General features: G+C 45.3%; 25 protein-coding genes. 8 read left to right on the forward strand and 17 right to left on the reverse strand.

Annotated elements, in window-relative coordinates:
- Positions 1–90 precede the first annotated feature (90 nt).
- Together OCW38_RS14525 and hemB are read right to left on the reverse strand one after the other, a co-directional pair.
- Positions 91–525 carry a GNAT family N-acetyltransferase gene (locus tag OCW38_RS14525; protein ID WP_261894672.1) on the reverse strand — a complete coding sequence of 145 codons (435 nt, stop codon included), beginning with the start codon at positions 523–525 and terminating at the stop codon, positions 91–93.
- A 78-nt stretch (positions 526–603) separates the two neighbouring features.
- On the reverse strand, positions 604–1647 hold the full coding sequence (hemB, locus tag OCW38_RS14530; protein ID WP_010433487.1) for a porphobilinogen synthase: 1044 nt from the start codon (positions 1645–1647) through the stop codon (positions 604–606).
- A 208-nt stretch (positions 1648–1855) separates the two neighbouring features.
- Between hemB and OCW38_RS14535 the strand changes: the two genes are divergently transcribed.
- Entirely contained in the window at positions 1856–2620 is a 765-nt protein-coding gene (locus OCW38_RS14535; protein ID WP_261894674.1) for a TatD family hydrolase, read from the forward strand.
- A gap of 302 nt (positions 2621–2922) precedes the next feature.
- Here the strand turns inward: OCW38_RS14535 and tatC are convergent, their stop codons facing one another.
- From tatC to rmuC, 7 genes are all read right to left on the reverse strand, one after another.
- Positions 2923–3681, reverse strand: a complete 759-nt coding sequence (gene tatC, locus OCW38_RS14540) for a twin-arginine translocase subunit TatC (RefSeq protein ID WP_010433482.1) — start codon at positions 3679–3681, stop codon at positions 2923–2925.
- A 100-nt stretch (positions 3682–3781) separates the two neighbouring features.
- Positions 3782–4189, reverse strand: coding sequence for a Sec-independent protein translocase protein TatB (tatB, locus tag OCW38_RS14545; protein WP_010433478.1), 408 nt, complete (start codon positions 4187–4189; stop codon positions 3782–3784).
- A 3-nt stretch (positions 4190–4192) separates the two neighbouring features.
- A complete protein-coding gene (gene tatA / locus OCW38_RS14550; RefSeq protein ID WP_004735565.1) occupies positions 4193–4447 on the reverse strand; it encodes a Sec-independent protein translocase subunit TatA in 255 nt (84 codons plus the stop codon).
- A gap of 53 nt (positions 4448–4500) precedes the next feature.
- Positions 4501–6135, reverse strand: a complete 1635-nt coding sequence (gene ubiB, locus OCW38_RS14555) for a ubiquinone biosynthesis regulatory protein kinase UbiB (RefSeq protein WP_261894678.1) — start codon at positions 6133–6135, stop codon at positions 4501–4503.
- Complete coding sequence (locus OCW38_RS14560) at positions 6132–6737, reverse strand: ubiquinone biosynthesis accessory factor UbiJ (RefSeq protein ID WP_016768252.1); 606 nt, start codon at positions 6735–6737, stop codon at positions 6132–6134. Before OCW38_RS14560 ends, ubiB begins: the two co-directional genes overlap by 4 nt.
- Before the next feature lie 98 nt (positions 6738–6835).
- Positions 6836–7615 carry a bifunctional demethylmenaquinone methyltransferase/2-methoxy-6-polyprenyl-1,4-benzoquinol methylase UbiE gene (gene ubiE, locus OCW38_RS14565; RefSeq protein WP_026012235.1) on the reverse strand — a complete coding sequence of 260 codons (780 nt, stop codon included), beginning with the start codon at positions 7613–7615 and terminating at the stop codon, positions 6836–6838.
- A 65-nt stretch (positions 7616–7680) separates the two neighbouring features.
- Positions 7681–9213 (reverse strand): DNA recombination protein RmuC, encoded by a 1533-nt coding sequence (rmuC, locus tag OCW38_RS14570; RefSeq protein WP_261894680.1) that lies wholly within the window; start codon positions 9211–9213, stop codon positions 7681–7683.
- A gap of 138 nt (positions 9214–9351) precedes the next feature.
- Between rmuC and OCW38_RS14575 the strand changes: the two genes are divergently transcribed.
- Positions 9352–10245 (forward strand): DMT family transporter, encoded by an 894-nt coding sequence (locus OCW38_RS14575; protein WP_261894682.1) that lies wholly within the window; start codon positions 9352–9354, stop codon positions 10243–10245.
- Positions 10246–10381: 136 nt separating this feature from the next.
- Here the strand turns inward: OCW38_RS14575 and OCW38_RS14580 are convergent, their stop codons facing one another.
- The 3 genes from OCW38_RS14580 to ftnA form a co-directional block, all read right to left on the reverse strand.
- Positions 10382–11575 (reverse strand): BaiN/RdsA family NAD(P)/FAD-dependent oxidoreductase, encoded by a 1194-nt coding sequence (locus OCW38_RS14580; RefSeq protein WP_010433467.1) that lies wholly within the window; start codon positions 11573–11575, stop codon positions 10382–10384.
- 250 nt (positions 11576–11825) lie between these two features.
- A complete protein-coding gene (gene uspB, locus OCW38_RS14585) occupies positions 11826–12149 on the reverse strand; it encodes a universal stress protein UspB (RefSeq protein WP_004735557.1) in 324 nt (107 codons plus the stop codon).
- A gap of 68 nt (positions 12150–12217) precedes the next feature.
- Positions 12218–12745, reverse strand: coding sequence for a non-heme ferritin (gene ftnA, locus OCW38_RS14590; protein ID WP_004735556.1), 528 nt, complete (start codon positions 12743–12745; stop codon positions 12218–12220).
- 189 nt (positions 12746–12934) lie between these two features.
- Here ftnA and uspA point away from each other — a divergent pair, with 189 nt between their 5' ends.
- Together uspA and OCW38_RS14600 are read left to right on the forward strand one after the other, a co-directional pair.
- The gene (gene uspA, locus OCW38_RS14595; protein ID WP_010433461.1) at positions 12935–13369 is read left to right on the forward strand and encodes a universal stress protein UspA; all 435 of its coding nucleotides are present in this window, start codon (positions 12935–12937) and stop codon (positions 13367–13369) included.
- A gap of 52 nt (positions 13370–13421) precedes the next feature.
- Complete coding sequence (locus OCW38_RS14600; RefSeq protein ID WP_016768248.1) at positions 13422–14300, forward strand: carboxylate/amino acid/amine transporter; 879 nt, start codon at positions 13422–13424, stop codon at positions 14298–14300.
- Between the two features lie 109 nt (positions 14301–14409).
- On the opposite strand, the gene OCW38_RS14605 is transcribed toward OCW38_RS14600, so the two are convergent.
- The 3 genes from OCW38_RS14605 to OCW38_RS14615 all read right to left on the reverse strand — a co-directional run bounded on the left by OCW38_RS14605 (position 14410) and on the right by OCW38_RS14615 (position 19194).
- Positions 14410–15000: a hypothetical protein gene (locus OCW38_RS14605; RefSeq protein ID WP_016784105.1), complete on the reverse strand. Its 591-nt coding sequence runs from the start codon at positions 14998–15000 to the stop codon at positions 14410–14412.
- Between the two features lie 161 nt (positions 15001–15161).
- Positions 15162–15941, reverse strand: a complete 780-nt coding sequence (locus OCW38_RS14610; protein WP_010433454.1) for a class I SAM-dependent methyltransferase — start codon at positions 15939–15941, stop codon at positions 15162–15164.
- Positions 15942–16083: 142 nt separating this feature from the next.
- On the reverse strand, positions 16084–19194 hold the full coding sequence (locus OCW38_RS14615; RefSeq protein ID WP_016791037.1) for an EAL domain-containing protein: 3111 nt from the start codon (positions 19192–19194) through the stop codon (positions 16084–16086).
- 125 nt (positions 19195–19319) lie between these two features.
- On the opposite strand from OCW38_RS14615, the gene asnC reads away from it, so the two are divergent.
- Entirely contained in the window at positions 19320–19784 is a 465-nt protein-coding gene (gene asnC / locus OCW38_RS14620; RefSeq protein WP_010433446.1) for a transcriptional regulator AsnC, read from the forward strand.
- A gap of 103 nt (positions 19785–19887) precedes the next feature.
- On the opposite strand, the gene prlC is transcribed toward asnC, so the two are convergent.
- Positions 19888–21930, reverse strand: a complete 2043-nt coding sequence (gene prlC / locus OCW38_RS14625) for an oligopeptidase A (protein ID WP_261894686.1) — start codon at positions 21928–21930, stop codon at positions 19888–19890.
- A gap of 279 nt (positions 21931–22209) precedes the next feature.
- Here prlC and OCW38_RS14630 point away from each other — a divergent pair, with 279 nt between their 5' ends.
- The 3 genes from OCW38_RS14630 (at position 22210) to OCW38_RS14640 (ending at position 24977) form a co-directional block, all read left to right on the forward strand.
- Positions 22210–23049 (forward strand): 23S rRNA (adenine(2030)-N(6))-methyltransferase RlmJ, encoded by an 840-nt coding sequence (locus OCW38_RS14630; RefSeq protein ID WP_010433428.1) that lies wholly within the window; start codon positions 22210–22212, stop codon positions 23047–23049.
- Positions 23050–23237: 188 nt separating this feature from the next.
- Entirely contained in the window at positions 23238–24593 is a 1356-nt protein-coding gene (gene gorA / locus OCW38_RS14635; protein ID WP_010433426.1) for a glutathione-disulfide reductase, read from the forward strand.
- Positions 24594–24725: 132 nt separating this feature from the next.
- Positions 24726–24977 (forward strand): DUF6482 family protein, encoded by a 252-nt coding sequence (locus OCW38_RS14640; protein WP_010433424.1) that lies wholly within the window; start codon positions 24726–24728, stop codon positions 24975–24977.
- Positions 24978–25053: 76 nt separating this feature from the next.
- On the opposite strand, the gene OCW38_RS14645 is transcribed toward OCW38_RS14640, so the two are convergent.
- Entirely contained in the window at positions 25054–26298 is a 1245-nt protein-coding gene (locus OCW38_RS14645) for an NADH:ubiquinone reductase (Na(+)-transporting) subunit B (RefSeq protein ID WP_261894689.1), read from the reverse strand.
- Between the last annotated feature and the right edge of the window lie 52 nt (positions 26299–26350).

Consider the following 26350-nt stretch of genomic DNA (forward strand, 5'->3'; position numbering starts at 1 on the left):
GACAAAGTTAATAATAATGATTCTCATTTAATAGTCAACACTTAAATGATAATAAATCTCATTTAATTTATAAGCCGTTAACAGCAGTGCTCAAATTTGCTTCAAAAAATGGATTCTATGGGCATTAATGTCTTCTTTTTCTTCTAATTTTTCGATTAGGTAACCGTTTCTCAATAACAGACGCAGCATCGCAGGAAACTGGTTACGAGATTTCACTTTTAGCTGTTGGTAGCCCTGTTGCTTCACCCACTGTTCTTGAGTGTCTAATTGCGCCTGTGCAACACCTTTATTCCTTGCGATCGGTAACACGCCACCAAACCAGCTATAGAAAGTGTGCTGATCCAATGCATAACCGATCTTAAAACCAAGCAGCACGTCATCGTCTTCAGCCACTAAAATCAGGCTCTTTTTCCCAGCAAGCCGCTCTGCAAGAGAAGCAACGCTTTCGTTCTTAGCAAACTCGGAGATCTGTTCAACAACAGAGACGACCTCTTCTAACGAACCTTCACGTACGATGATTGACATCTTGTTTCATCCTCATAAAACAAAAGGGCTAGCACAACGGCCAACCCTTTGGTGATCATATGATTTGCTTGATCGTACTTACTTGCCTTGCAGGTGCTCAGCAGCTTGTGCGTTATCTTCAGCAAGCCACTCTGCGACATCTTTAGCGAAGTACGTCAGGACGCCATCAGCGCCAGCACGCTTAAAGCACAACAGTGATTCCATGACGGTTTCACGCTCTTTCAGCCAGCCGTTTTGAATCGCCGCTTTGTGCATCGCATACTCACCAGATACTTGATAAGCAAACGTTGGAGCTTGCAGTTCATGCTTAACACGGCGCACGATGTCTAGGTAAGGCATGCCTGGTTTCACCATCACCATATCCGCACCTTCATTAAGATCCATCGCGACTTCATGAATCGCTTCATCGCTGTTGGCTGGATCCATCTGGTAGTTCTTCTTGTTACCACCTTTCAGGTTCGAAGCACTGCCAACTGCATCACGGAATGGGCCGTAGTAGCACGATGCATACTTTGCAGAGTACGCCATGATTTGGGTATGAATGTAGCCAGCTTCTTCTAACGCTTCTCGGATTTTACCAATACGGCCATCCATCATATCCGACGGTGCAACCACATCAGCACCCGCTTCAGCGTGTGATAGTGCTTGCTTAATCAAGACTTCAGTCGTCTCGTCATTCATCACGTAACCATCTTCATCGATGATGCCGTCTTGGCCGTGTGTAGTGAACGGATCCAGTGCTACGTCAGTAATCACACCCATATTTGGCACGTGCTCTTTGAGTAAGCGTACTGCTCGTTGTACCAAACCTTCTGAGTTATGAGCTTCAGCCGCGCATAAACTTTTAGCATCTTGGTTCACTACCGGAAACAGAGCAATTGCAGGAACACCCAATTTTGACAGGTAATCCGCTTCCTCAAGCATAAGATCGATAGACAGGCGTTCAACGCCTGGCATTGACTCTACAGGCTCACGACGCTCTTTACCCATAAGAATAAACATTGGGTAGATTAGATCATCCACAGACAATTGATTTTCTGCCATTAGGCGACGGCTAAAGTCGTGCTTACGCATACGGCGCATACGGCGACCTGGGAATTGACCTTGAATTGAAACAGACACTAGATTCTCCTTGCCTAGTCTAAGCACCGAAATGCTTAGATATGAAAAGTGCAAAATACAGGCAAAAGCATATCACTGATGGCTCAGGACGCTAACAGTAAAATATAAAACCCACTCAAAAACAGGGAGAAATGGCAAAAAATGACCTTCTCCTCACACTGCCGTATACTCATGACAATTCAGTAAAGACCGCTTTCAGGACAAAACAATGATCGATACCCATGCCCATATTTACGCGAGCGAATTCGATGAAGACCGTGAACAAGTCATGCAACGCGCGCTTGCTCAAGGTATTGATACCATTCTGCTGCCGAACATCGATTTAGAATCTATCGAGCCAATGCTAGCGACAGAGGCTCAGTTTCCTGAGGTATGTCGTTCAATGATGGGTTTGCACCCTTGTTACGTAGATGCAAATATCGAGCAGACCCTCAAAACCGTTCGAGCTTGGTTTGATAAGCATGACTTTATAGCCGTAGGTGAGATTGGTATCGACTTGTACTGGGATAAAACCTTTAAAGCAGAACAAGAGATGGCCTTCGTCACCCAATTGCAGTGGGCAAAAGACCTCGACCTACCTGTCGTCATCCACACCCGTGATTCCATTGAAGAAACACTCGCACTACTTCGCCAAGAACAAGACGGCAGCTTACGTGGTGTGTTTCACTGCTTTGGCAGCAGCTTAGAGGAAGCTCAAGCAATCAATGCGTTAGGTTTTCATTTAGGCTTAGGAGGCGTGTCGACGTTCAAAAACTCAGGCATGGACAAAGTAATCCCTCACCTTGATATGAATTACATCATTCTTGAAACTGATTGTCCGTATTTAGCACCGGCACCCAATCGCGGTAAGAGGAATGAGCCAGCGTACACGGAGTTGGTTGCACAGCGAATAGCCGATCTTAGAGGCATGACGATTGAAGAGGTTGACGCGTTAACCACTAAAAATGCGAGAGATTTATTCAATTTATTATAGATTTATCAGTAAATTAAATTAATTGTATTAACAAATAATATTTGAGAACAAAAGGCAATGAGTCTATTATCAACCGCATTCATATGGGGATAATAGATATGTGTGACCACTCACAATACTTACAACGTCAACATCGAACCCTATGGCATAAAATTTTGGGTATCAAAGAGCTCTATATATGCCAAAACTGTGGCTATCAGTTAAAGATTCGATAAACAAAACATAATAAAAAAGCGGCCAATAGCCGCTTTTTTATTATGTGATTTTTTGCTGCTGGGCTCTAACGATCAGCTCTTTGCCAATTAAGATTCAGCCTCTTCTTCCTCATCACCCTCTTCTGGTTTACGCACATAAAAACGCGCAAAGAACAGACCAATCTCAAACAGAATACACATTGGAATCGCCAACAGGGTTTGCGAGATCATATCGGGTGGTGTCAGCATCATACCAACAATGAAAGCACCGACGACGATGTAAGGACGCTTTTCTGACAAAGCTTTAGGCGTTGTCGCCCCTGTCCAACATAGCAAGATAATCGCGACTGGTACTTCAAAAGCAATACCAAAGGCAAAGAACAACGCGAGTACAAAATCAAGGTAACTCGATATATCGGTTGCGAACTCAACTCCCCCTAATGATATAGCCGTAAAAAAGCCAAATACCAATGGGAATACCACGAAGTAAGCGAACGCCACACCACAGTAAAACAACAATGAACTTGAAGCCAACAACGGCATGATCAAGCGCTTTTCATGCTTATATAAGCCCGGAGCGACAAAAGCCCACACCTGATACAAAATAAACGGAACCGCGATAAAAATAGACGCGATTAAGGTTAATTTCAGTGGTGTGAAAAATGGCGATGCAACATCAGTCGCAATCATCGTCGCCCCTTCAGGTAGGCGATCTACCAAAGGTGCTGATACAAATTCATAAATATCATTAGCAAAATAAATTAGCCCGACAAACACGACCAGAACCGCGACAATCGCACGTAGTAGGCGATTACGTAGTTCTAGAAGGTGGCTAATTAAAGGCTGTGTCTGCTCAGTCGAAGACATGTCAAACCTCTTAAACAGGAAGATCGAAAAGGAGTCGCGTGCATACCTATGTACTTAAACATCGAGCTACTTAAGTATCTGGCGACTCCTCCTAGCGAGACTATTCGGCTTTCTTATCTGACGGTGCTGAAGCTTCACTATTGACCTGAATGGTTTCAGATTCCACAGTTTCCGTGACACTAGGTTTAGTCTCACTTGGCTTATCAGACTCAGGCTTAGCATACGGACGTTGAACCTCAGCAGCGGCTTGCTTGAGTTCATCAACTGATGCTTTTAGATCTGGAGATAAATCTTCCATACCCATTTTTTCCGCCTTACGTAGGTTTTCTTGAAGTTCTTGCACCTTAAGCTCATGAGAAAGTTCATCTTTCACACTATTTGCCATGCTTTTCGCTTGTCCAACAAACTTGGAAACACTGCGAATCGCCACAGGCAAACGCTCAGGTCCTAAAACCACTAACCCAACGACAGATATTAATACCAGTTCCCAAAAACCGATATCAAACACGATTTACGCCTGCTCTTTGTCTTTCTTTGTTTCAGCAGTTGTTTCAGCGCTCGCTTCTTTCTTCTGCTGCTCAATATTCTTTGGTTCAAAGTCTGCGTCTTTCTTATCTGCAGGCTTGTCTTCATCGCTCATCGCTTTTTTGAAGCCTTTAACCGCTGAACCTAAGTCACCACCCATGCCGCGCAGTTTCTTTGTTCCGAATAGCAAAATTACAATTACAGCAATGATTAGAAGTTGCCAAATACTGATACCACCCATTGTCATTGTCCTCGGGTCTGTCTACACATAAAAATATTAAGAGAGTCTACTGTCTAACGACGGTAAGCTCGCCAACTAAGCAGCCAAAATGTGACACCTGCGATGCCACAGCCCATGGATAGCTGCTCATAAGGGCTTGAAACTAATATTGCGGAGCATACGACTAAAGTTGCTCCAACGCCAAACAAAAACTTTCCAGTCGCTTGCTGACGCTTACTATCTCGGTAGCCTTGATAAAGCTGATCCATTCTGTGGTTCATCGCTTTACCTTGGCGCAAGCTGTCATAAAGTAGCTCTGGCAGCTCTGGCAGTTTTTCTGCCCAGAATGGTGCACGCTCTTTTACTGCGTTGATCACAGCTTGCGGCCCCACCTGATTCATCATCCAGGTTTCAAGGAAGGGCTTGGCGGTTGCCCACAAATCAAGCTGCGGATACAACTGACGACCTAGACCTTCCACATACAACAAGGTCTTCTGCAGAAGTACCAACTGAGGTTGAACCTCCATGTTGAAACGTCTTGCTGTATTAAATAAGTTTAGCAACACATGGCCAAATGAGATCTCGCCAAGTGGTTTTGCAAAAATCGGCTCACACACCATGCGAATCGCGAATTCGAAATCGTTAACATTGGTGTCGTGTGGTACCCACCCCGAATCAACGTGCAGCTCGGCAACTTTACGGTAATCTCGATTAAAGAAAGCCAGCAGGTTCTCGGCTAAATAGCGCTTATCTTCGCTGTTGAGCGTGCCGACAATGCCACAATCCAAACCAATCCACTGAGGGTTGTCTGGATTTTCAGGGTTAACGAATACGTTACCTGGGTGCATGTCTGCATGGAAAAAACTATCGCGGAACACTTGGGTGAAAAATACCGTCACACCGCGTTCAGCCAGCAGCTTCATGTTGGTGCCGTTAGCATTCAGTGTTTCAATATCTGAAACTTGAATACCATAGATTCGCTCTGACACCATCAAGGTTTCACTGCTTAAATCAGGAATAACTTCTGGCACATACAGCTCTTCGCTGCCTTCAAAATTACGTCGCAGTTGAATCGCATTCGCTGCCTCACGGCGCAGATCCAGTTCATCAAGTAACGTTTTCTCGTACTCGTGAACCACCTCAACAGGTTTCAAACGACGTGCTTCAGGAAGCGACTTAGCGACTATACGCGCCATTCGGTGCATCAGTTTTAGATCTGCATCAATCACCGGGCGAATATCAGGGCGAATTACCTTCAGAACAATCTCGCGGCCGCTCTCTTTAAGCTTCGCAGTATGCACCTGAGCGATAGAAGCTGAAGCCAGTGGCTCGATATCAAAGTCGGTAAACCAGTTATCTAGGCTACCACCCAGTGCCTTTTCCATATCTTGCTTGGCCAACGCGCCGTCAAATGGAGCGACTTGGTCTTGCAATAAAGCGAGTTGATCAGCGATATGAGGAGGAAACAGGTCACGACGCGTCGACATCATTTGACCAAACTTGATCCACACTAGCCCTAACTCTTGCAAAGCAAGACGTAAACGCTGACCTAACTCTTTATCTTGATGTTTGTTCTTAAGCCAAAACAGTGACTTTCTCGCCAGCAAAGGGGCTTTCGTTAACTGGTGCTCAGGCATCAACTCATCAAGGCCGTACTCTAACTGTACCTTGATAATATGATAAAGACGTTTCAGTTCTGCTGGGGTCATGCTTTCTCCAACAGAGCGTTCAATTTAGCTTCAAGGCGTGCTACTGAGCTTTTTACGTCATCAACTTGGTCGCAAAAGTGCACCACTTCTAACGGGGCTGGAGCAATCTTCCACTCTTCTGTCAGAACCTGAGCAACATGGTTTTGATGCTTAGTGGCTTGCTTCGCCACAAAACCACCGACGTTTTTAACACCTTGCACTAAGGTATGCGCAACCACATCACCAGTCGCACGAGATAACCACTCTTCCAAGTCTGGCTTGCAGTCTGTCATCAGTTGAGCAAACTTCTGCGCCAGTTGAATATCACCTTCTAGAATCAACTTATCTTGTTTGATCAGCTTAGTGATGTTCGATTGCTCACGCAGTTCCGGTAACACCGATAAATTCAAAGATAGGTAGCAATCAGGCTGCCCTTCATACTCCGACAACACATCGATCTGTTGACTGAAAACGAAGGTGAGTGTTTTGTTCAACTCTTTCAAATTAACTTGAATGATCTGTCCCTTTAAACGAGACAAACGACGAACCAAGGCGGGATCATCGTTCACGAAAGTATTTAAAGAGGTTTCAATAACCGCGGTGACCAATGGATCAAATGGCATGACTGTCCTTACCTTTGAAAACGGATAAGCCTTAACCTATCCGTTCTATCTTTATTCTTATTTTTTAGCGTGCTCTACGAGCTTGCTACCAAGTTCGACTAGAACTTGTAACCACGGTGCAGCGCTACAATGCCGCCCGTTAGGTTGAAGTATTTCGTATTTTCAAAACCCGCTTCTTGCATCATACCTTCCAAGGTTTCTTGGTTCGGGTGCATGCGGATAGATTCTGCAAGGTAACGATAGCTGTCTGCATCGTTAGCAATCAGCTCACCCATTTTTGGCAATAGGTGGAAAGAGTATGCATCGTAAACCTTTGATAAAGGCTCAAGTACTGGCTTAGAAAACTCAAGAACCAACAGACGACCACCCGGCTTAAGTACGCGGTACATTGAACGCAGCGCTTGGTCTTTATCGGTTACGTTACGCAGACAGAAGCTGATAGTAATGCAATCGAAGTAGTTGTCAGGGAATGGTAGTTCTTCAGCGTTCGCTTGTACGTAATGTACGTTGCCAACAATACCGCTATCACGCAGCTTATCGCGGCCAACATTCAGCATCGAGTTGTTAATATCAGCAAGAACCACGTGGCCTTTTTCGCCAACGATACGCGAGAATTTCGCAGTAAGGTCACCAGTACCACCACCAAGGTCGAGAATACGTTGACCAGGGCGTACGCCACTGCAATCAATCGTGAATCGCTTCCACAAGCGGTGAACACCACCCGACATTAAGTCATTCATGATGTCGTATTTAGCGGCTACAGAGTGAAATACCTCTGCTACTTTCGCGACTTTTTCGTCTTTTGCGACGGTTTCGAAACCAAAGTGTGTGGTTTCCGACTCTACTGCTGAATTTGTCTGCACGCTTGTGTCCATAATGCTGTTATCTACCATGGTAAGTTCTCATCGACAGCACACTCTCTGTTTAGAGGCGCTGCAGCCGATTAGTTTACTTTATCCTCAGCAGGTTGTCTTTCTACTAAGGAGGCATTTTCTGAAAAAGCCTCATTTTGAGCCATTTCGGCAATCCCAACCGAAATCGATTTTTTCACTTCAACACCAAGTTGTTTGAAGCTTTCTGCCTGACGAATCACATTGCCACGCCCAGTCACCAGCTTATTCATTGCCCCTTGGTAGCTTTGGTTGGCTCTATCAAGTGAGCTGCCAAGGCCTTCCATATCATCAACGAATAAGCGTAATTTGTCGTAAAGTTTGCTCGCTCGCTCCGCAATAACTTGCGCATTTTGGTTCTGCCTCTCATTGCGCCACAAGTTATCAATAGTACGCAGTGCCACCAGCAGGGTGGTTGGGCTGACCAAGATAATGTTTTGTTCCATCGCATCTTTGACCAAGCTAGGATCCGCCTGAATAGCCACTTGGAATGCTGGCTCAACCGGGATAAACATCAGCACGTAATCCAAGCTCTGGATGCCTTTAAGCTGATGATAATCTTTCTGGCTTAACCCTTTTATGTGCGCTCGCAGTGACACCAAGTGATCACGCAGCGCAGCATCGCGTTGTTGATCGGTTTCAGCATTGAAGTAACGCTCAAAGGCCACCAAAGCCATTTTAGAATCCACCACCACTTGCTTATCCTGTGGTAAATGCACGATCACATCCGGCTGATAACGCTTACCCGCATCGTTTTGTAGGTTCACTTGAGTTTGGTATTCATGCCCTTCTCGCAGCCCAGACTCAGCAAGTACTCGAGCCAGTACCACTTCGCCCCAATTGCCCTGCTGTTTGTTATCACCCTTTAGCGCTTGAGTCAGATTAACCGCTTCACGTGTCATGCTCTCATTGAGACGTTGTAGGTTCTTCAGTTCGTGTACCAAGGTGTGACGTTCTTTGGCCTCTTGGCTGAAGCTGTCATTCACTTGTTTCTTGAAGCCTTCCAACTGCTCTCTCAATGGAGACAACAAACCTTCTAGGCTCTGTTTATTTTGCTGATCGACCTTAGCGGTTTTGCTCTCAAACAGTTGATTAGCTAACAGTTCGAACTGCTGCTTAAGTCGAGATTCGGCTTGCTCTAGCAACTGTAGCTTTTCGCTATTGGCGAGGTTTTCTTGGTCGTGTCTTGCTTCTTGTTCGCGCAGCTCAGCTTCTAATTCAGACTTATGATCCTTAAGCACATTGATCTCATCGGCGTACTGCTGACGCTCTTGCTTCACGGCTTCAAAATAATGCAGCTTCTCCATCGCAGCCATCACCTTGCCATGTGCCTGCTTAAGTTCAAATGCCGCTTTATCTCGATCATCATCCAACTCATTGAGCTCTTGTTGCGCCTCTGCGAGTGAAGATTTGAGCTGAGATTGTTGTGACTCATGCAGCAAACGGTCGGACTCGAGTTGCTGTTCAAGAAGTCGCTGCTGAAAAGAGAACTTCTGTTTGATCCACCAGCCCACCACACCGCCGCTGACGAGCGCGCCGGAAATAGCAGCAATAAGCGTTGCCTGATGTTCGATAATCCATTGCATGATAATGATTTAGCCTAATTGGAGATAACTCATTAAATGGTATTTTGATACTGGATAAATGTCCAGTTTGCCGTATTAAAATTCGACAGATAGACTAGGCGCTCCGTATTCTGTCCCATCAAATTAGAATGAGTTGCTATGAACGAACGTCGTGCCTTGGGCTTTGGCCTTGCTGCGGTATTGCTGTGGTCAACAGTCGCTACTGCTTTTAAGCTGACCCTTGCTGAGTTTTCACCGATTCAAATGCTGACCATTGCCAGCATTGTGTCGTCGATTGCGCTGATCGCGGTCTGCGCCTTCCAAGGTAAGCTATCTCAACTAAGCACAACGTTCCTATCAAACCCTTGGTACTACCTACTGTTAGGCTTGGTTAACCCTCTGGCTTATTACCTAATTCTATTCAAAGCCTACGACCTGTTGCCTGCATCTCAAGCTCAAGCCATCAACTACAGCTGGGCTATCACGCTCACCTTAATGGCAGCGGTTTTTCTGGGCCAAAAAATTCGTAAGCAAGATTGGGTGGCGTGTACCTTCAGCTATGCGGGTGTGGTAGTGATTGCCACCAAAGGCGATGTGCTAGGCATGCAATTCGACAGCCCACTCGGTGTGGCACTTGCTCTGCTTTCAACATTGCTTTGGGCAGGGTACTGGATTCTCAATACCAAAAATAAAGCTGACCCTGTGGTGGGTGTATTACTTGGGTTCTTAGTGGCACTGCCATTCACAATTGGTTTAACCGTTTACGAAGGCGAGAGTTTTAGCCAAATCACAGCGAAGGGTTGGATGGCGGTGACTTACGTTGGTCTGTTCGAGATGGGCATTACCTTTGTCTTGTGGCTATCAGCACTCAAGCTAACCAACAATACGGCGCGTATCAGCAACCTAATTTTTGCCTCACCGTTTATCTCGTTAATGCTACTTTCGACCATTATTGGCGAAGAGATTCACCCGGCGACACTGTTTGGCTTGATGCTGATTATTGCTGGCTTGGTGATTCAACAGATCAAGTTTTCAAAAAACAAAGCTGCGTAAATAAGAGCTAAAAGGTTCGATTGAGCATGAAAACCATCAATTTGGTTACTTTTAACTCTAAGCTAGATACAAAAATGGCGAGTCATATGACTCGCCATTTTTATATCATTTAAAATCTAATAGGTAAGCTAAAAGCTTAAACCCACTGACCTGCTGCAAACCCAGAACTCCAACACCATTGGAAGTTATAGCCACCTAACCAGCCTGTTACGTCCATCACTTCACCGATGAAGTAGAGGCCAGACACGCTCTTACACTCCATGGTTTTTGAAGATAGGTGGTTAGTATCGACGCCGCCTAAAGTCACTTCAGCCGTTCGGTAGCCTTCGGTGCCGTTTGGCGCAATCTTCCAGCTCTCTAGATGCTCTACAATGTCATTTAGCTGCTTTTCATTGAACTGTTTGAGCGGCTTGTCTTCCAGCTCTTTGCGGTCAATCAGCACCTCAACGAAACGCTTTGGTAATGCTTTCGCTAAGGTATTTTTCAGGCTCTGATTTGGGTGTTTCTCGCGAGAATTTTCAAGCAGCTCGGCAACGTCCACTTCTGGAACTAGATTGATAGAGACCGATTGACCTGCTTTCCAGAACGACGATATTTGTAGTACCGAAGGGCCAGATAAGCCACGGTGCGTAAACAGCAACGCTTCTTTGAATAAGGTACCATCTTGCGCGGTGATCTCGGCAGGAATCGCGATTCCTGAAAGCTCAGCAAAGGCTTCTTTGTCTTCTTTATGCAGAGTAAATGGCACCAGACCCGCAGTAGTCGGCATCACAGACAAACCAAACTGCTCAGCAATCTTATAGCCAAATGGCGTCGCGCCTAGTTTCGGCATCGATAAACCGCCCGTCGCCACGACAAGTGAGTCACACTCAACTTCGTCGGTATTGAGGTGCATCTTAAAGCCAGCGTCTGTTTTTTCGATTGAGTGAACATCACAGCGGTAGCGCTGTTCAACTTTCGCTTGCTTACACTCTTCAAGTAACATGCTCACGATGTCTTTTGCGGTATGGTCATTCACACAGAACAGCTGGCCGTGGTCTCGCTCTTCGAACTCAATACCGTACTTGCTCACCATCGAGATAAAATCCCAGTTGGTGTATTGAGATAAAGCTGACTTCACGAAGTGAGGGTTGTTACATAGGAAGTTGTTGGCTGAAACATCATAGTTAGTGAAGTTACAACGGCCGCCACCTGAGATTAAAATTTTTCTGCCTGGTTTCTTTGCATGATCAACCACCAGCACTCGTCGGCCGCGCTTACCCGCTTCCGCAGCACACATTAAGCCCGCGGCGCCCGCACCAATTACGATTACATCAAACTTTTCACTCATTGGGGTTCTGCTTTCTTCACTTTTGCACCTCGAGTACGCCCTGTTCTCGAAATGCCATCAATAAAAAAGGATGTGCATAAACAGCACATCCTTACTAATTGCTCGCTATTCTAGCGGCAATTTTAAACTTTGCAATTGATGTTCAATTGTACAATTTGCAGACAGCAGCAAAACCACTACTTGGCTTAGCGAACCAACAACCGAAGCTTTACACCAAAACCTAAACTCTACTTCACGCGTACTAAATAACTTAGACGATGAAAGAAGACAGCAACGTTACACCCAACAGAGCAGAAGAAAGTATAAACAACTGTCTTACGCGATCACACTTCGACATAAACACTTCGTCGTGATGATGGTGATACTCTTTGCTTTTGATGTAACTAAACAAGCGAACCTGTTTGGTCATGTTGCCATGAGTTGTGAAGAATCCACCTCCGTCTACTTGTTGATAAAGTAGAGGATGTGCTTCTCGCATAATATAAATGAGTGTTCTTAGCGCAGTAAAGTAACGCGCCCAGTTCACACAAGTCACAACCATTAGTGCAAATAGAATAGTGTCGCCGCTGATCATCCTTTCCTCCCTACATCTTCATAAGAAAACTCAAAAGAAAAAGATAATCAGTGTCTTTCTCATACTACCTAAACGGCAGGAGCTTCCATAATTGAAGATGAACCATCTTTTGCCAATTGCGCGAGATCTTTATCAATAAAGAACAGTGCTTTACCGTCTTCACCAACAAGTTCTAGCTTATCCAATACACCTTTAAACAACTTCTCTTCTTCGTGTTGCTCTGCAACGTACCATTGCAGGAAGTTAAAGGTTGAGTAATCTTGTGTGCTGAAAGCAACGTGAGCCAATTTGTTGATCTTTTGAGTAATCATTTGCTCATGTTCATAAGTTTCACGGAACACGGCACCCAGGCTATCAAATTCATGTTTTGGCGCTTCAATCGCACCTAGAATTGGCATTGCACCTGTTTCACTTACGTAAGTGAAAAGACGCTGCATATGTTCCATTTCTTCTACTGCATGAACACGCAGAAACTCTGCTGCACCTTCAAATCCTTTGTCTTCACACCAAGCACTCATTTGTAAGTATAGATTGGATGAGAAAAATTCTAGGTTAATTTGATCATTCAGTTGCTCAACCATAGTTTTTGACAGCATTTAAGACTCCTAATTACATCCTCAATTTTCTCTACTATATCACTATTTAATGAATATCTCGCTGACCATTAGTTAACCGATATTTCGAACTGCCATTACGCAAGACAGTGGATATGAGATCACTTCAGCAAAAAAAGGCATCACATAGTGCTAGTCTTTAATGAGACAACGAATAAAGGAGCTAGCAATATGAGTTACAAACATATTTTGGTCGCAGTCGATTTATCAGATGACAGCAAATTACTTGTGGATAAAGCGGTGGCATTGGCTAAACCATTGGAAGCCAAAGTCTCTTTTATCCATATCGATGTTAACTATGCAGAGCTTTATACCGGCCTGATTGATATCAACATGGCAGAAACCCAACATAACGCGATGGAGGCCTCTCGTATTCAGCTACAAAGTTTTGCTGACTACGCTCAATACCCAATCACTCATACTTTGGTCGGCAGTGGTGATTTGAGCCATGAGTTGTGTGACACCATCAATGAGTTCAGTGTTGATTTAGTGGTCTGTGGTCACCACCAAGACTTTTGGAGCAAACTGCTTTCTTCAACACGACAACTGATCAATGCCTCACCTGTTGATATGCTGGTCGTGCCTCTAAGAGATTCAGAAGACTAATGATTTAAGGTTAGGTAACATACAGCTCATATCTTATTAACGAAGTTTTACTATGAGCTATTTAGCTGGTGTTACCCTCCTATGGGCCTTCTCCTTTAGCCTGATCGGCGTTTACCTCGCTGGTCAGGTTGATTCTTGGTTTTCTGTACTAATGCGCGTAGCCCTTGCCGGCATCGTGTTTCTTCCTTTTCTTAAGTTTCGCGGTGTCTCGCGCAAACTGATCGGCAAATTGATGGCGATTGGTGGTATTCAGCTTGGGCTGATGTATTGCTTCTACTATCAATCTTTCTTACTGCTGTCCGTACCTGAAGTCCTTTTGTTTACCGTCTTTACCCCAATTTACGTCACGCTTATTTATGACTTTCTCAAAGGGCAATTCTCACCTTGGTATCTCGTGACCGCCGCTATTGCAGTGCTGGGCGCGGTATTCATTAAATTTGCTGGCATCAATGACAACTTTTTAGTCGGTTTCCTTGTCGTACAAGGCGCTAACCTGTGCTTTGCTATTGGTCAGGTGGGTTATAAGGTGATAATGGAGAAGGAATCGACCGAGTTACCTCAGCGAACCGTATTTGGTTACTTCTACTTAGGGGCGTTATGCGTCGCTTCCGTTGCTTTCATGCTGCTGGGTAACCCAGAGAAACTGCCAACCACCTCACTTCAATGGGGAATCTTGATATACCTTGGCTTGATTGCTTCAGGGTTAGGTTACTTTATGTGGAATAAAGGCGCATGCATGGTGAATGCCGGTGCACTGGCTGTAATGAATAATGCTTTAGTTCCAGCAGGCCTTGTGGTGAACATCTTGATTTGGAACAGGGATGTCGATTTGGTTCGCCTTACCATTGGTGGTGGCGTTATCTTGTTGTCTCTACTTGTGAATGAAACATGGGTGAAGAAACGTGTTGCGAGATCCGCAAGCAATGCCTAACCGGCAGAATAAGCGAAATGAGTAGCTCGGCTACCCCAGAAAAGCAAAAGAGCGACCTTAGGTCGCTCTTTTTAAATCTACGCGTAGCAATAAACAATTCAAATCAGCTTCAGTGGATATGATTATGGTTCACTACTTGAGTCTTGGTTTCCATGAAGGCAACGTCATCAAGTTGTAAATTGATGCGTTCAAGGTCACTTTCCAGTTTTTGACTTTTCTTAAACAGCTTTTGCTGCTTCTTAATCATCTTCGCTAGCTTTTTATTGTACTTCTCTTGCTTCTTAGCGGCTTTCTTCGCTCGCTTAAGTTCTGCTTTCTCATCACCACTCGCCTTCGCTATCAGCTTTTTCAGCTTGGCTTTTTTCTGTGATGTTTTTTTATCGACAACATCAGCGGCAATATCAACAACGGCTGGATCGAACATTTGCACAGTAGGTTCAAGGGTATCGTTGATTTCCGCAAGCGATAACTCTGGTGCAGGTAATGTTTCCGCTAACAGACCGCATGCCACTTTTTCTTCAACGGGTTTGTTTTGACAGCCAAGAGGTGGAATTGCGGTTGGTTTGCATAGATTCGCTTGATCCGCCGAAGAACGCGCACAAGAACGACACACAAACTTAGGTTCAGTGACCAAGCTGTGGATCTCGCCTAGGTGTTCAGTGATATCTCGACGGTTTAACTTACAAAAGCGTTTAGCCATGCTACAACTCCAGCTAAGAATAATAATGATTCTTAGTTAGATATACATCCGTAACGCGACTATCGCAAGTGTTAAATGGTAATTTATCGTATTTATGACGGGAAACTTTCTTAGCGTGTTGCTAAGTTATTGATGCTTTCACTGAGTAATTGATGTCTTAACTAGGTCATTGATGCTTTCACATACACATCAAAACGGTTCTTTTTGGTTTCAATTGCCATGCTCGGTTTTTGCTCATCGAGCCACGCCGCGTAATCGGGTCTTTTGACCACAACTCGTTTTGATGCGAGCTTAAGGGCTGGCTGCAATAACGCATCTGCATCCATGTCTGCACCAACTAAAGATTGGAATACGCGCATCTCTTTTTTAACCAAAGCCGATTTCTTTTTGTTCTCAGGGTGTGGGTACATTGGATCGAGATAAACCACGTCTGGCTGTTCGAAATTAGGATCATCGCTTAGCTTATCTAAAGCGTCATGGCTCGAAGCGTGAATCAACTTCATACGCTCGCTTACCCAATCACCGATGTCTGGGTCTTGTTGTGCTCGCTGCAAGCCATCATCAAGCAGTGCTGCCACAACAGGGTGACGCTCTACCATTTGTACCTTACAACCTAAAGAAGCCAACACAAACGCATCACGTCCTAAGCCTGCCGTACCATCGAGAATGGTTGGCGTTGCGCCTTTGTTTAAGCCCGCCGCCTTGGCGATCGCCTGACCTTTACCACCACCAAACTTGCGTCTGTGACCGACTGCGCCACCGACTAAATCAACAAAGATAGCGCCAAGTTTCGGTTCGTCCACTTTGCGTAACTCAAGTCGCTCGCTCGTCAGAACCAACGCAAAATCGCTGTTTTCATCATGGGATAAATTCCAACGGGTCGCTAAGTCATTTAAATGATCGATTTGGGTAGCATCTTCGCAAATCAGTTGTAGTTGCAAGGTCGTCTCCAACAGACAGTAATATTCAAAACAAAAGAGGCAACCAGTTTACCTGATTGCCTCAACAATACATATTAAGGAAGAAAAGTATTCACCATAAAGCCAAGCGCTCGACTAAAGAGAGTATAAACAACCAAGGAGGTTATAAGATTCGTTCTTGCTGTAACTCTTCAACCAACTCCTCAAGCGGTTTAGGTCGACCTATGACGTAACCTTGTGCGTAGTTAACACCGAGTTCGATCAGCTTGTCGATTATCTGTGTGTTTTCAACAAACTCAGCCACTGTGTGTTTACCCATTTGCTTAGCTAAATCATTGATAGAGCGAACCATCACATGGTCCATCTCGTTGACAGCAATATCACGCACAAACAAGCCATCAATCTTCACAATGTCGACCGGCAGTTTCTTTAAGTAACCAAACGACGATAACCCTGAGCCGAAATCATCTAACGCGATCATGCATCCCAACTCTTTAAGTCGCGTGAAGAACTTGATCGCTTGTTTCATATTACTCATCGCCGCTGTTTCGGTGATCTCTAAACAAATCTTATGACAAGGTATTAGCGAGTTACTCAAGCTCTCAATCAAGAACTCGACAAACTCTCGATTACCCATCGAATGTCCAGAGAGGTTAATTGAGCACATCCCCAATTCATCAATCACCTGTGGTCGTCGCTCCAACCAGCTCAGTGTCTGACTCACCACTTGGCGATCAATCAAGTGCGCAATGTTGTAGCGTTCGGAGGCCGGCATGAAAATCCCGGGAGAAATGTATTCACCCTTGATGTTCTTTATACGCACTAGGATCTCGAAGTGCATTTTTTCGCTGTCTCTGTCCAAACCAAGAATACGCTGTGCAAACAGCTCTAAACGATCATGAGCTAAAGCCTCATGCACTAGGTTGACGCATTCCATCTCCAAATGTCGACGACGTAGATCTTCATCATCTTGGTGATAAAGGTTATAGCGGTTACGGCCTTCCTCTTTGGCAGCATGACAAGCTGCATCAGCCTGAGCGTGTACCATCTGTGGTGAGGCGGCGGTATGGTCAATCAATCGAATGCCAATAGAACAAGTGAGATTGAATCGAATATCGTCCCACACAAACGAATTTTCGCTCATCATAGAGATGATACTGCGACACACGTTGATCGTGTCTCGCTCGGTGCAATCTTTGATTAATACAGCAAACTCATCACCGCCCATACGCGCCAACACAGCATTGTAGGGCAGCACCTCTTCCAGCAATTTGGCACTAAACATGATTGCGGCATCACCCGCTTCATGCCCCGCAGTATCGTTCAACACCTTCAATTGGTCTAAATCTAAAAACAACATCGCATGAGTTCGCATATGGCTTTCAACTTCTTTCAAGGCCTTTTGCAGCTCTTGCTCAAAGTGGTTACGGTTAAAGGTATCAGTCAATAAGTCGTAACGCGCTTGATACTCTAACTTTTCAGCAAGCTCATGGGTCTCGGTGATGTCCTCACCCACAATCAACAGTTGATCCGATTCCACCAGCGGACGGATATTTTCACGAATCCAGATGGTGCTGCCATCCGCATGACGATATTCAATATCACGACGCCATACACCTCTAATCTTGTATTGTGGTTGCAATAAGATATGGCGCGGGATCATCGCGTTTTCATCGACATAAAACTCTCGCGGTCGATGTCCCAATAACTGGTCAAGTGAGTAACCCAACAACTCTTCCGCAAATTGGTTTACTTGTTGAATACGATTATTTCCATCAAGCGTAATCATCATTACTGGTTGCTTGTCGTAATACAGCTTTAGATTCGCTTCACGTTGAAACAGTTTATTCTCAGCTAGCTTACGCGAGGTAACATCACGTGCTTCAAATAAGAACTGAATGTCATCCTCTTCGCTTCCCGGCATTGGCTTCAATGAAATCTCCAATACCATCGCACCGCGATCACGACACCACACCTCAGCTTCAAACCGCAAAACCTGATGTTCATCTCTAGGGATAAAATATTCGTTGAGTACCTGTCTTGCTGAATCTTCCCAGTGCTGGTGATCTTGCAAGGGTGTGCCTAATTTATAGCCTTGGTTATACAAAAGTTCATGCAGCTTGCTATTACTCGACAGCAACACTCCGTCCTTATCGATAATCCCCATAAACTGCAAGCTTTGATCGAATATCGACTCAAGAAGCAGTTGGCTCTTACGGCTCGTTCGTTCACTTTTTTGCAGACGATTCAGGTAGTACACCAAAATAGCAATGACACACGACATTGCGATAAACAGCAAACCTATGGTTCGGATTTCATCGCGATAACGCATTAGAAATGACTTAGGCTTGTTGAGGAAGGTCACCTTGGCTTCATTTTCAGCACCAAGATCCCATCTCGAGATTTGTTGGTAATCGAGCTTAATTTCTGGTGTGCCAGGCACAATCGGAGGGAATGCTTCTGCCGGATTAGCAAGCACATCGAGCAACATCCGGGCAGTCTCTCGCCCTTGGGTTTTACCACTTTGAATCACACCACCGATAGCACCAAATCCAAGCGCCAAATCATGGACCATATACAGTGGCAGTTGGGTTTTCATGCTCAATTGACGCCAATCTTCATCGCTACTAACACGACCATTAACATCGCGATAGTACGCCCAAAACAACAAACTCTTACCTAGATCGGCACGCTGAGCAAAGGTCGTTAGCTCTTGATATGAATCCGGAACGTAATGCTCAATCAAATTGGATAAATCAGGGTGGGTTTTAATAAACAGGTCAACTTGGGAGCGAATAGCCTCGCCCGTTATTGAGTGGTCAGTAACAATATAGACCTTTTTCACCGTAGCTTGAAGACGCTTAATTAGATCGATATTACCAACCAAATCGATATCTTCAGTGATTCCAGTTGCGTTTAACCCCTCAAGCATCTCAGATGAGAAGTTGCTAACGCCACCAAATATAACGGGAGTACCATTTAGCTCTGGAGCCAAACGTTTCATTAAGTTCAGAGCGTTATTGTCACTAACGACAACCGCAGCAAATTCGTCATGTGTCAGTTTCGTGCGGTAAAGCTGATAAATACGATCTAGGTATTCAGTATTTTGAGAGCGTTTACTATCAAGGTAAACGACACGATAAGACAAGCCGTCACGGTCGAGTTCTGTGGATAACCCTTTATGGAAATCATCCGTCCAAAAAAAACCTTGATGATAAGAGTGAATAACCAACACATCTTTTGTCTGTGCTGAAGCAAACACACTCCAACACATCAAAATTAATAACAACGAAAATCGCACTGAATTCACCCTAACCCTATAGTTGCTGCTAATATTATCACCCTTGGCTATGATGTGTACTCTAGCTAGTCTGATTTCATTCAATCTAAGGATTCTGCATGTCCACAACCACCGTCCGTTTAGATGATCTAGACCGCGCCATTCTAAAAACCTTGATGGAAGATGCACGAACTCCTTATGCTGAAATGGCAAAACAGTTCGATGTCAGCCCTGCGACGATTCACGTTCGCATCGAAAAAATGAGATCGGCAGACATTATTGAGCGAACGGAAGTTGTGGTAAACACCAAAAAGCTAGGTTATGACGTATGCTGTTTTATTGGTATTAACCTAAATGCAGCCAAAGACTACCACTCTGCGATAGCCAAGCTGAATGCGTTAGACGAGGTGGTCGAGGCGTACTACACCACTGGTGCTTATAACATTTTCGTAAAACTGATGTGTAAGTCGATAGAAGAGCTACAGTTTGTGTTGATTGATAAATTGCAGGCGATCGATGAGGTTCAATCGACAGAGACATTGATTTCATTGCAGAATCCTATCAATCGTAATGTGAATCCATAACATTCGTTCGCCTTGTTTGGCCCCTGAAGTACAGACAAAAAAGAGCCTCTAACTAGAGGCTCTTTTCGCTATTAACTCTTAATAAACTAGATAGTTACCGTGATTATGCGTTGATTCCCGCATGACGCAGCATTGCATCAATTTGTGGCTCACGACCACGGAAGCGTTTGAACAGCTCCATTGGCTCTTCACTGCCACCCATTTCAAGGATGTTGTTCAGGAAGCGATTACCAGTTTCTGTGTTGAAGATACCCTCTTCTTCAAATGCTGAGAACGCATCTGCCGATAGCACTTCTGCCCAAAGGTAGCTGTAGTAACCCGCACTGTAGCCACCAGCAAAGATGTGACCAAAGCTATGTGAGAAACGGTTCCAATCTAGGCTTGGCAGAACCGACACCTTAGACTTAACATCCGCCAACGTTTCGAGTACACGAGCACCCACTTCAGGGTCGTACTCTGTGTGTAACGTGAAATCGAACAAGCCAAGCTCTAGTTGGCGCAGGATAAACATCGCTGATTGGAAGTTCTTCGCCGCTAGCATTTTCTCTAACATCTCTTTTGGTAAGGCTTCACCGGTTTCGAAGTGACCAGAAATGAACGACAGCGCTTCTTCTTCCCAACACCAGTTTTCGAGGAACTGACTTGGTAACTCAACCGCATCCCAAGGCACGCCATTGATACCAGAAACAGCACCCGCATCAACTTGCGTTAGCATATGGTGGATGCCGTGACCGAATTCGTGGAACAGAGTCACCACTTCATCGTGAGTAAATAACGCAGGCTTGTCACCAACTGGCTTGTTGAAGTTACACGTTAGGTAAGCCACTGGCGTTTGCAGCTCGCCAGATTCAGTAATACGACGACCACGACAGTCATCCATCCAAGCGCCACCACGCTTGTGTTCACGTGCGTATAGATCAAGGTAGAAGCTACCACGCAGTGTTCCTGTCGCATCAAAGATATCAAAGAAGCGAACGGACTCATGCCAAGTGTCTACGCCTTCACGCTCTGTTACCGACATACCAAACACACGGTTTAGTACTTCGAACAAACCAGAAACTACGTTCGACTCAGGGAAGTATGGACGAAGCTCTTCATCAGAGATCTCGAACAGGTTCTGTTTTTGTTTCTCGCTGTAGTAAGCGATGTCCCACAGATTTAGCTCAGAGACACCAAACTCTTTCTCAGCAAACTGACGTAGCTCTTCTACTTCGCGCTCACCTTGTGGTTTCGCTTTTACTGCTAGGTCGTTAAGGAAACCAAGTACTTGGTCTGGCGTTTCTGCCATTTTAGTCGACAGTGATTTTTCGCTGTAGGTGCTAAAGCCAAGCATGCGTGCGATCTCGTGACGCAGCTTGAGTTGCTCCGTGATGATCTCAGTGTTGTCCCACTTACCAGCATTTGGACCGCGATCTGAAGCGCGAGTTACGTAAGCTTCGTACAGCTCTTTACGTAGCGCTTGGTTGTCACAGTACGTCATCACCGGTAGGTATGAAGGGATATCTAGAGTTAGTAGATAACCTTCCAGCTCTTTAGCTTGTGCCGCGGCTTGTGCTGCCGCCAGTGCCGATTCAGGCATACCAGCCAGTTCAGCCACGTCTGTTACTTGCTTGCTCCAACCCATGGTGGCATCAAGTACGTTGTTTGAGAATTGAGAACCCAGCTCAGACTGGCGCTTGCTGATCTCACCATAGCGGTGCTGCTCGTCCGCGGGTAAGCCAATGCCTGACAATTCAAAGTCACGCAGTGCATCAGTAATGGTTTTTTGTTGAGCTCGATTTAATGCCGAGAATGCTTCGCTCACCTTGATCGTTTTGTACGCTTCAAACAAGCCTTTGTGTTGACCAACCCAAGTGCCGTACTCAGACAGTACTGGTAGGCAGCTCTCATACGCTTCACGCAGTTCGTCGCTGTTCACAACAGAGTTCATGTGGCTTACTGGTGACCAAATACGGCCTAAACGATCATCCACTTCTTCAATCGGAGCAACTAGGTTGTCCCAGCTTGGTGAAGTATTACCTTCAAGTACTTGTTCTATCTTGTTGCGACACGCTTCAATCACTTGCTCAACCGCTGGCTTAACGTGCTCAGGTTTGATTTGTGAAAACGGAGGTAAGTCCGTGAAGGTTAATAGCGGATTAGACATATAAACATTCCTTTGGCTTTAGAGACTTTCGTCTTTTTTGTAATGAGGTCGTCTTACAGTCATCAGGCTAAGGGTCGCCCTAAAAAATCACTTGCGAATAGTTATTAAATAGTGCCCATGAAGGCAAATTTCAATAGCAGAACCAATAACTAACTGCATATTGCGAACGACTGTTCCTGAATTGATCGAGAATTTATGGTCCATTGAGGGTTATAATAGTCTGATTAACCCCACCTACACTAACCACACTCTAATTCGAGAGTGTTACGAGAGTTTAATTTGTTAAGTTATCGCCACAGCTTCCACGCAGGCAACCATGCCGACGTAGTAAAGCATATCGTACAGAGCCTTATTCTTAATTCTTTGAAACAGAAGGATAAGCCTTTTGTTTATCATGATACTCACTCTGGTGTAGGTCGTTACGACTTAACGCATGAATGGTCTGAAAAAACGGGCGAATACAAACAAGGTATTGCACGCGTCTGGGAACAAACAGAACTTCCTGAAGACATTCAAAGCTACCTTGAGTCTATCTCAGCACTCAACAATGGCGAAAAACTGCGTTTCTACCCGGGCTCTCCACGTGTTGCCCGCGCGCACCTGCGCGATCAAGACCGCATGGTACTGACCGAGCTTCACCCAGCCGATCACCCTCTGCTTGAGCAAGAGTTCCACCGCGATCGTCAGGTATCTATCTACAAAGAAGATGGCTTCCAACGCTTAAAAGGCAGCCTGCCACCAAAAGAGCGTCGTGGTTTGGTACTTATCGACCCACCTTACGAGCTGGCAAAAGAGTATCGCGATGTGGTGACGGCGATTGCTCAAAGCCATAAGCGCTGGGCAACCGGTATCTACGCAATTTGGTACCCGGTAGTAAACCGCTGTGATATCGAAGACATGATCGAAGGACTTGAAGGCTTAGGTATCAACAAGATTCTACAAATCGAACTTGGCGTATCACCAGATACCAACGAGCGTGGCATGACAGCATCAGGCATGATTGTTATCAACCCGCCTTGGAAGCTAGAAAGCCAAATGAACGAAATTCTTCCATTCTTGAAGGAAGCAATTGCGCCGGCAACCGGTCACTTCAAAGTAGAGTGGATCGTACCCGAATAATCTCGAACTTAACGTCATGATCTGACGAATATTCAGTAGATTGTGACATACACGAATAAATTTTAAACAGGGAGATTGAGTTCAACCGATCTGCCCTCAATATAATAATTAGACAATTTAAGAATCTATAGGACGTAGGTGTTCAGTGCGATCACTGTACCCACAGCCTTCAATAAATGGAGAAAGTAATGGCGACTCATTTTGATTACATCTGTATCGGTGGCGGTTCAGGCGGCATCGCATCAGCAAACCGCGCAGCAATGCACGGTGCAAAGGTTGCACTTATCGAAGCTCAAGACCTTGGTGGTACTTGTGTAAACGTTGGTTGTGTTCCTAAAAAGGTAATGTGGCATGGCGCTCAAGTTGCTGAAGCGATCAACCTGTACTCTGAAGATTACGGCTTCGACGTTGAAGTAAAAGGCTTCAACTGGAGCAAGTTAGTTGAAAACCGCCAAGCATATATTGGTCGTATCCACGAGTCTTACGATCGCGTTTTGGGTAACAACAAAATAAACGTAATCAAAGGCTTTGCTAAGTTTGTTGACGAGAAAACCGTTGAAGTAAACGGTGAACACTACACTGCGGATCACATCCTGATCGCGGTAGGTGGCCGTCCAACCATTCCAAACATCCCAGGCGCAGAATACGGCATCGACTCAAACGGTTTCTTCGATCTGATGGAGCAACCTAAGCGTGTTGCTGTAATCGGCGCAGGCTACATCGCAGTAGAAATCGCAGGCGTACTAAGTGCACTTGGCACAGAAACACATCTGTTCTGCCGTAAAGAATCTCCACTACGTAGCTTTGATCCAATGATCATCGAAACGCTAGTAGAAGTAATGGAAGCAGAAGGTCCAACACTTCACACGCACTCCGTGCCTAAAGAAGTGGTGAAAGAAGCGGACGGTACGCTGACTCTACACCTAGAGAACGGCAACACTCAAAACGTTGACCACTTAATCTGGGCGATCGGTCGCCACCCAGCGACTGACGCTATCAATCTAGCATCTACTGGCGTTGAGACTAACGATCGTGGCTACATCAAGGTAGACGAGTTCCAAGCGACTAACGTTCCTGGCATCTATTGTGTTGGTGACATCATGGAAGGCGGTATCGAGCTAACACCTGTCGCTGTTAAAGCAGGTCGTCAGCTTTCAGAGCGCCTATTCAACGGCCAAACAAACGCGAAGATGGACTACAAGCTAGTTCCTACTGTTGTATTCAGCCACCCGCCTATCGGTACAATTGGTCTAACGACTCAAGAAGCTGAAGAGCAATACGGCAAAGACAACATCAAGGTTTACACGTCGGGCTTCACGGCAATGTACACAGCAGTAACCAAGCACCGTCAACCTTGTAAGATGAAACTAGTATGTGCTGGCGAAGAAGAGACTGTAGTTGGCCTACACGGCATCGGTTTCACTGTTGATGAAATGATTCAAGGCTTCGGCGTTGCAATGAAGATGGGCGCAACCAAAGCAGACTTCGACTCTGTTGTGGCGATTCACCCAACGGGCAGCGAAGAGTTCGTAACGATGAGATAATCAACGCTATTTGTTGATATCTCTTAAAAAGCAGGCCTTGTGCCTGCTTTTTTTATGTCCACTCTTGAACCTTACCCCTCAACTCCACGTAACACAGATACTGACCTATCTAGAACAGCAATGGAGTTTGTGATGAATCTACTAATTGAATCATTTGAAGGCGGGATCTACTTGGCTTACCAAATTATTGGCGAGCAAAAGCAGTTAATCAAAGACGACCAACAGCACCCAATGAAGTTTTTAAGTGTTAACCAAGCGCGCGACCACTTTAGCGATCGAGGCGTAGCATCGGCAATGTTGGTTCACAACAGTGCCTACGACGAGATGTGTGGTGAGCATTGTGGTAATACCCAACCATTCGAGATTGATTTGAAATGGAGTTGAATCAAATTCAAATCAATCGTGATAAAAATAGAAAGGCTTGCACTAGTGCAAGCCTTTTTCTTTTGGGTCATATTTCTTATCGAGCTGTGCGTTTTTGTCTTCGCTTGATGTTTTGCTCTTTCACAACAAAGTCGAACAATGGTGCGAACAAGTTAGCAAACAAGATAGCGAGCATAATGCCTTCTGGATAAGCAGGATTGAGCACTCGGATGCCGACCGTCATTACACCAATCAAGATCCCGTAAGCCCACTTACTCTGATTGGTAAACGCGGCAGAAACTGGATCGGTTGCCATAAAGAAAGTACCAAAAGCAACACCACCCAACACAAAGTGCCAGTAAAACGGCATCGAGAACATCGAGTTGGTATCAGAGCCGATCCAGTTCATCAAACTAGAGGTCACCACAAGACCGATGATAACCCCGGCAACAATACGCCAAGACGCTATCTTCATGACAATGAGCATCAACCCCGTAAGCATAATTAATAGCGAAGAAACCTCCCCCATCGATCCTGGAATATTACCGATGAACGCATCCATCCAAGTTATTGTCTCGCCAGTCATGTTGTTGATTAAAGAGGTACTGCCTCCCTCATACCACTGACTGAGTGGTGTCGCCCCTGAATAGCCATCAGCCGCCGCGACCCACACAAGCCCACCCGACATGTTGGCTGGATAAGCAAAATAGAGGAAAGCCCGCCCAGCTAACGCAGGGTTAAGGAAGTTTCGTCCTGTACCACCGAACAACTCTTTAGCAACAACGATACCAAAGGTGATGCCTAATGCGGCTTGCCATAGTGGAATCGTCGGCGGGAGAATTAAGGCAAATAAAACCGAACTCACGAAAAAGCCTTCGTTGACTTCGTGCTTGCGAACAACCGCGAACAGTACCTCCCAAAAACCACCAACGACAAAAACCGTGGCATAAACAGGAAGGAAATAGAGCGCCCCAAAAAACATCTGGCTGCCCCAACCGCTTGCCATTAATGATGGCGCATCACCAAATGCCCAAGACAAGCGCCAACTACTCTCGATAACCGAAGTGAGCTCACTCAGTTGATAGCTGGATGTGAGTGCCGAAACACTCTGATGCCCGACGTTATACATGCCCCAGAACATGGCAGGGAAGGTCGCTAGCCACACCAGAATCATGATTCGTTTGAGATCGATACTATCTCGAACGTGAGTCAACCCTCGGTTTACATTGCCAGGCGTGTAAAATATCGTCGCGAACGCCTCATACACTGGGTAGAGTTTTTCGTACTTACCTCCGGCTTCAAATTGCGGTGCCACATCTTCTAAACGTTTTTTAAAACTCATAATCTCAATCACCTTATTGCTTGAGTTATGGTTTTCTACGCATCAAACGCTC

The sequence above is a fragment of the Vibrio cyclitrophicus genome, from assembly GCF_024347435.1.
GTDB lineage: Bacteria > Pseudomonadota > Gammaproteobacteria > Enterobacterales > Vibrionaceae > Vibrio > Vibrio cyclitrophicus.

Excerpts from the sequence above, each read along its gene's own strand:
- OCW38_RS14525 (WP_261894672.1), bottom strand. The coding sequence starts at position 525 with ATGTCAATCATCGTACGTGAAGGTTCGTTAGAAGAGGTCGTCTCTGTT.
- OCW38_RS14535 (WP_261894674.1), top strand. The coding sequence starts at position 1,856 with ATGATCGATACCCATGCCCATATTTACGCGAGCGAATTCGATGAAGAC.
- tatC (WP_010433482.1), bottom strand. The coding sequence starts at position 3,681 with ATGTCTTCGACTGAGCAGACACAGCCTTTAATTAGCCACCTTCTAGAA.
- tatA (WP_004735565.1), bottom strand. The coding sequence starts at position 4,447 with ATGGGTGGTATCAGTATTTGGCAACTTCTAATCATTGCTGTAATTGTA.
- ubiB (WP_261894678.1), bottom strand. The coding sequence starts at position 6,135 with ATGACCCCAGCAGAACTGAAACGTCTTTATCATATTATCAAGGTACAG.
- OCW38_RS14560 (WP_016768252.1), bottom strand. The coding sequence starts at position 6,737 with ATGCCATTTGATCCATTGGTCACCGCGGTTATTGAAACCTCTTTAAAT.
- rmuC (WP_261894680.1), bottom strand. The coding sequence starts at position 9,213 with ATGCAATGGATTATCGAACATCAGGCAACGCTTATTGCTGCTATTTCC.
- OCW38_RS14575 (WP_261894682.1), top strand. The coding sequence starts at position 9,352 with ATGAACGAACGTCGTGCCTTGGGCTTTGGCCTTGCTGCGGTATTGCTG.
- OCW38_RS14580 (WP_010433467.1), bottom strand. The coding sequence starts at position 11,575 with ATGAGTGAAAAGTTTGATGTAATCGTAATTGGTGCGGGCGCCGCGGGC.
- uspB (WP_004735557.1), bottom strand. The coding sequence starts at position 12,149 with ATGATCAGCGGCGACACTATTCTATTTGCACTAATGGTTGTGACTTGT.
- ftnA (WP_004735556.1), bottom strand. The coding sequence starts at position 12,745 with ATGCTGTCAAAAACTATGGTTGAGCAACTGAATGATCAAATTAACCTA.
- uspA (WP_010433461.1), top strand. The coding sequence starts at position 12,935 with ATGAGTTACAAACATATTTTGGTCGCAGTCGATTTATCAGATGACAGC.
- OCW38_RS14600 (WP_016768248.1), top strand. The coding sequence starts at position 13,422 with ATGAGCTATTTAGCTGGTGTTACCCTCCTATGGGCCTTCTCCTTTAGC.
- OCW38_RS14605 (WP_016784105.1), bottom strand. The coding sequence starts at position 15,000 with ATGGCTAAACGCTTTTGTAAGTTAAACCGTCGAGATATCACTGAACAC.
- OCW38_RS14615 (WP_016791037.1), bottom strand. The coding sequence starts at position 19,194 with ATGTGTTGGAGTGTGTTTGCTTCAGCACAGACAAAAGATGTGTTGGTT.
- asnC (WP_010433446.1), top strand. The coding sequence starts at position 19,320 with ATGTCCACAACCACCGTCCGTTTAGATGATCTAGACCGCGCCATTCTA.
- prlC (WP_261894686.1), bottom strand. The coding sequence starts at position 21,930 with ATGTCTAATCCGCTATTAACCTTCACGGACTTACCTCCGTTTTCACAA.
- gorA (WP_010433426.1), top strand. The coding sequence starts at position 23,238 with ATGGCGACTCATTTTGATTACATCTGTATCGGTGGCGGTTCAGGCGGC.
- OCW38_RS14640 (WP_010433424.1), top strand. The coding sequence starts at position 24,726 with ATGAATCTACTAATTGAATCATTTGAAGGCGGGATCTACTTGGCTTAC.
- OCW38_RS14645 (WP_261894689.1), bottom strand. The coding sequence starts at position 26,298 with ATGAGTTTTAAAAAACGTTTAGAAGATGTGGCACCGCAATTTGAAGCC.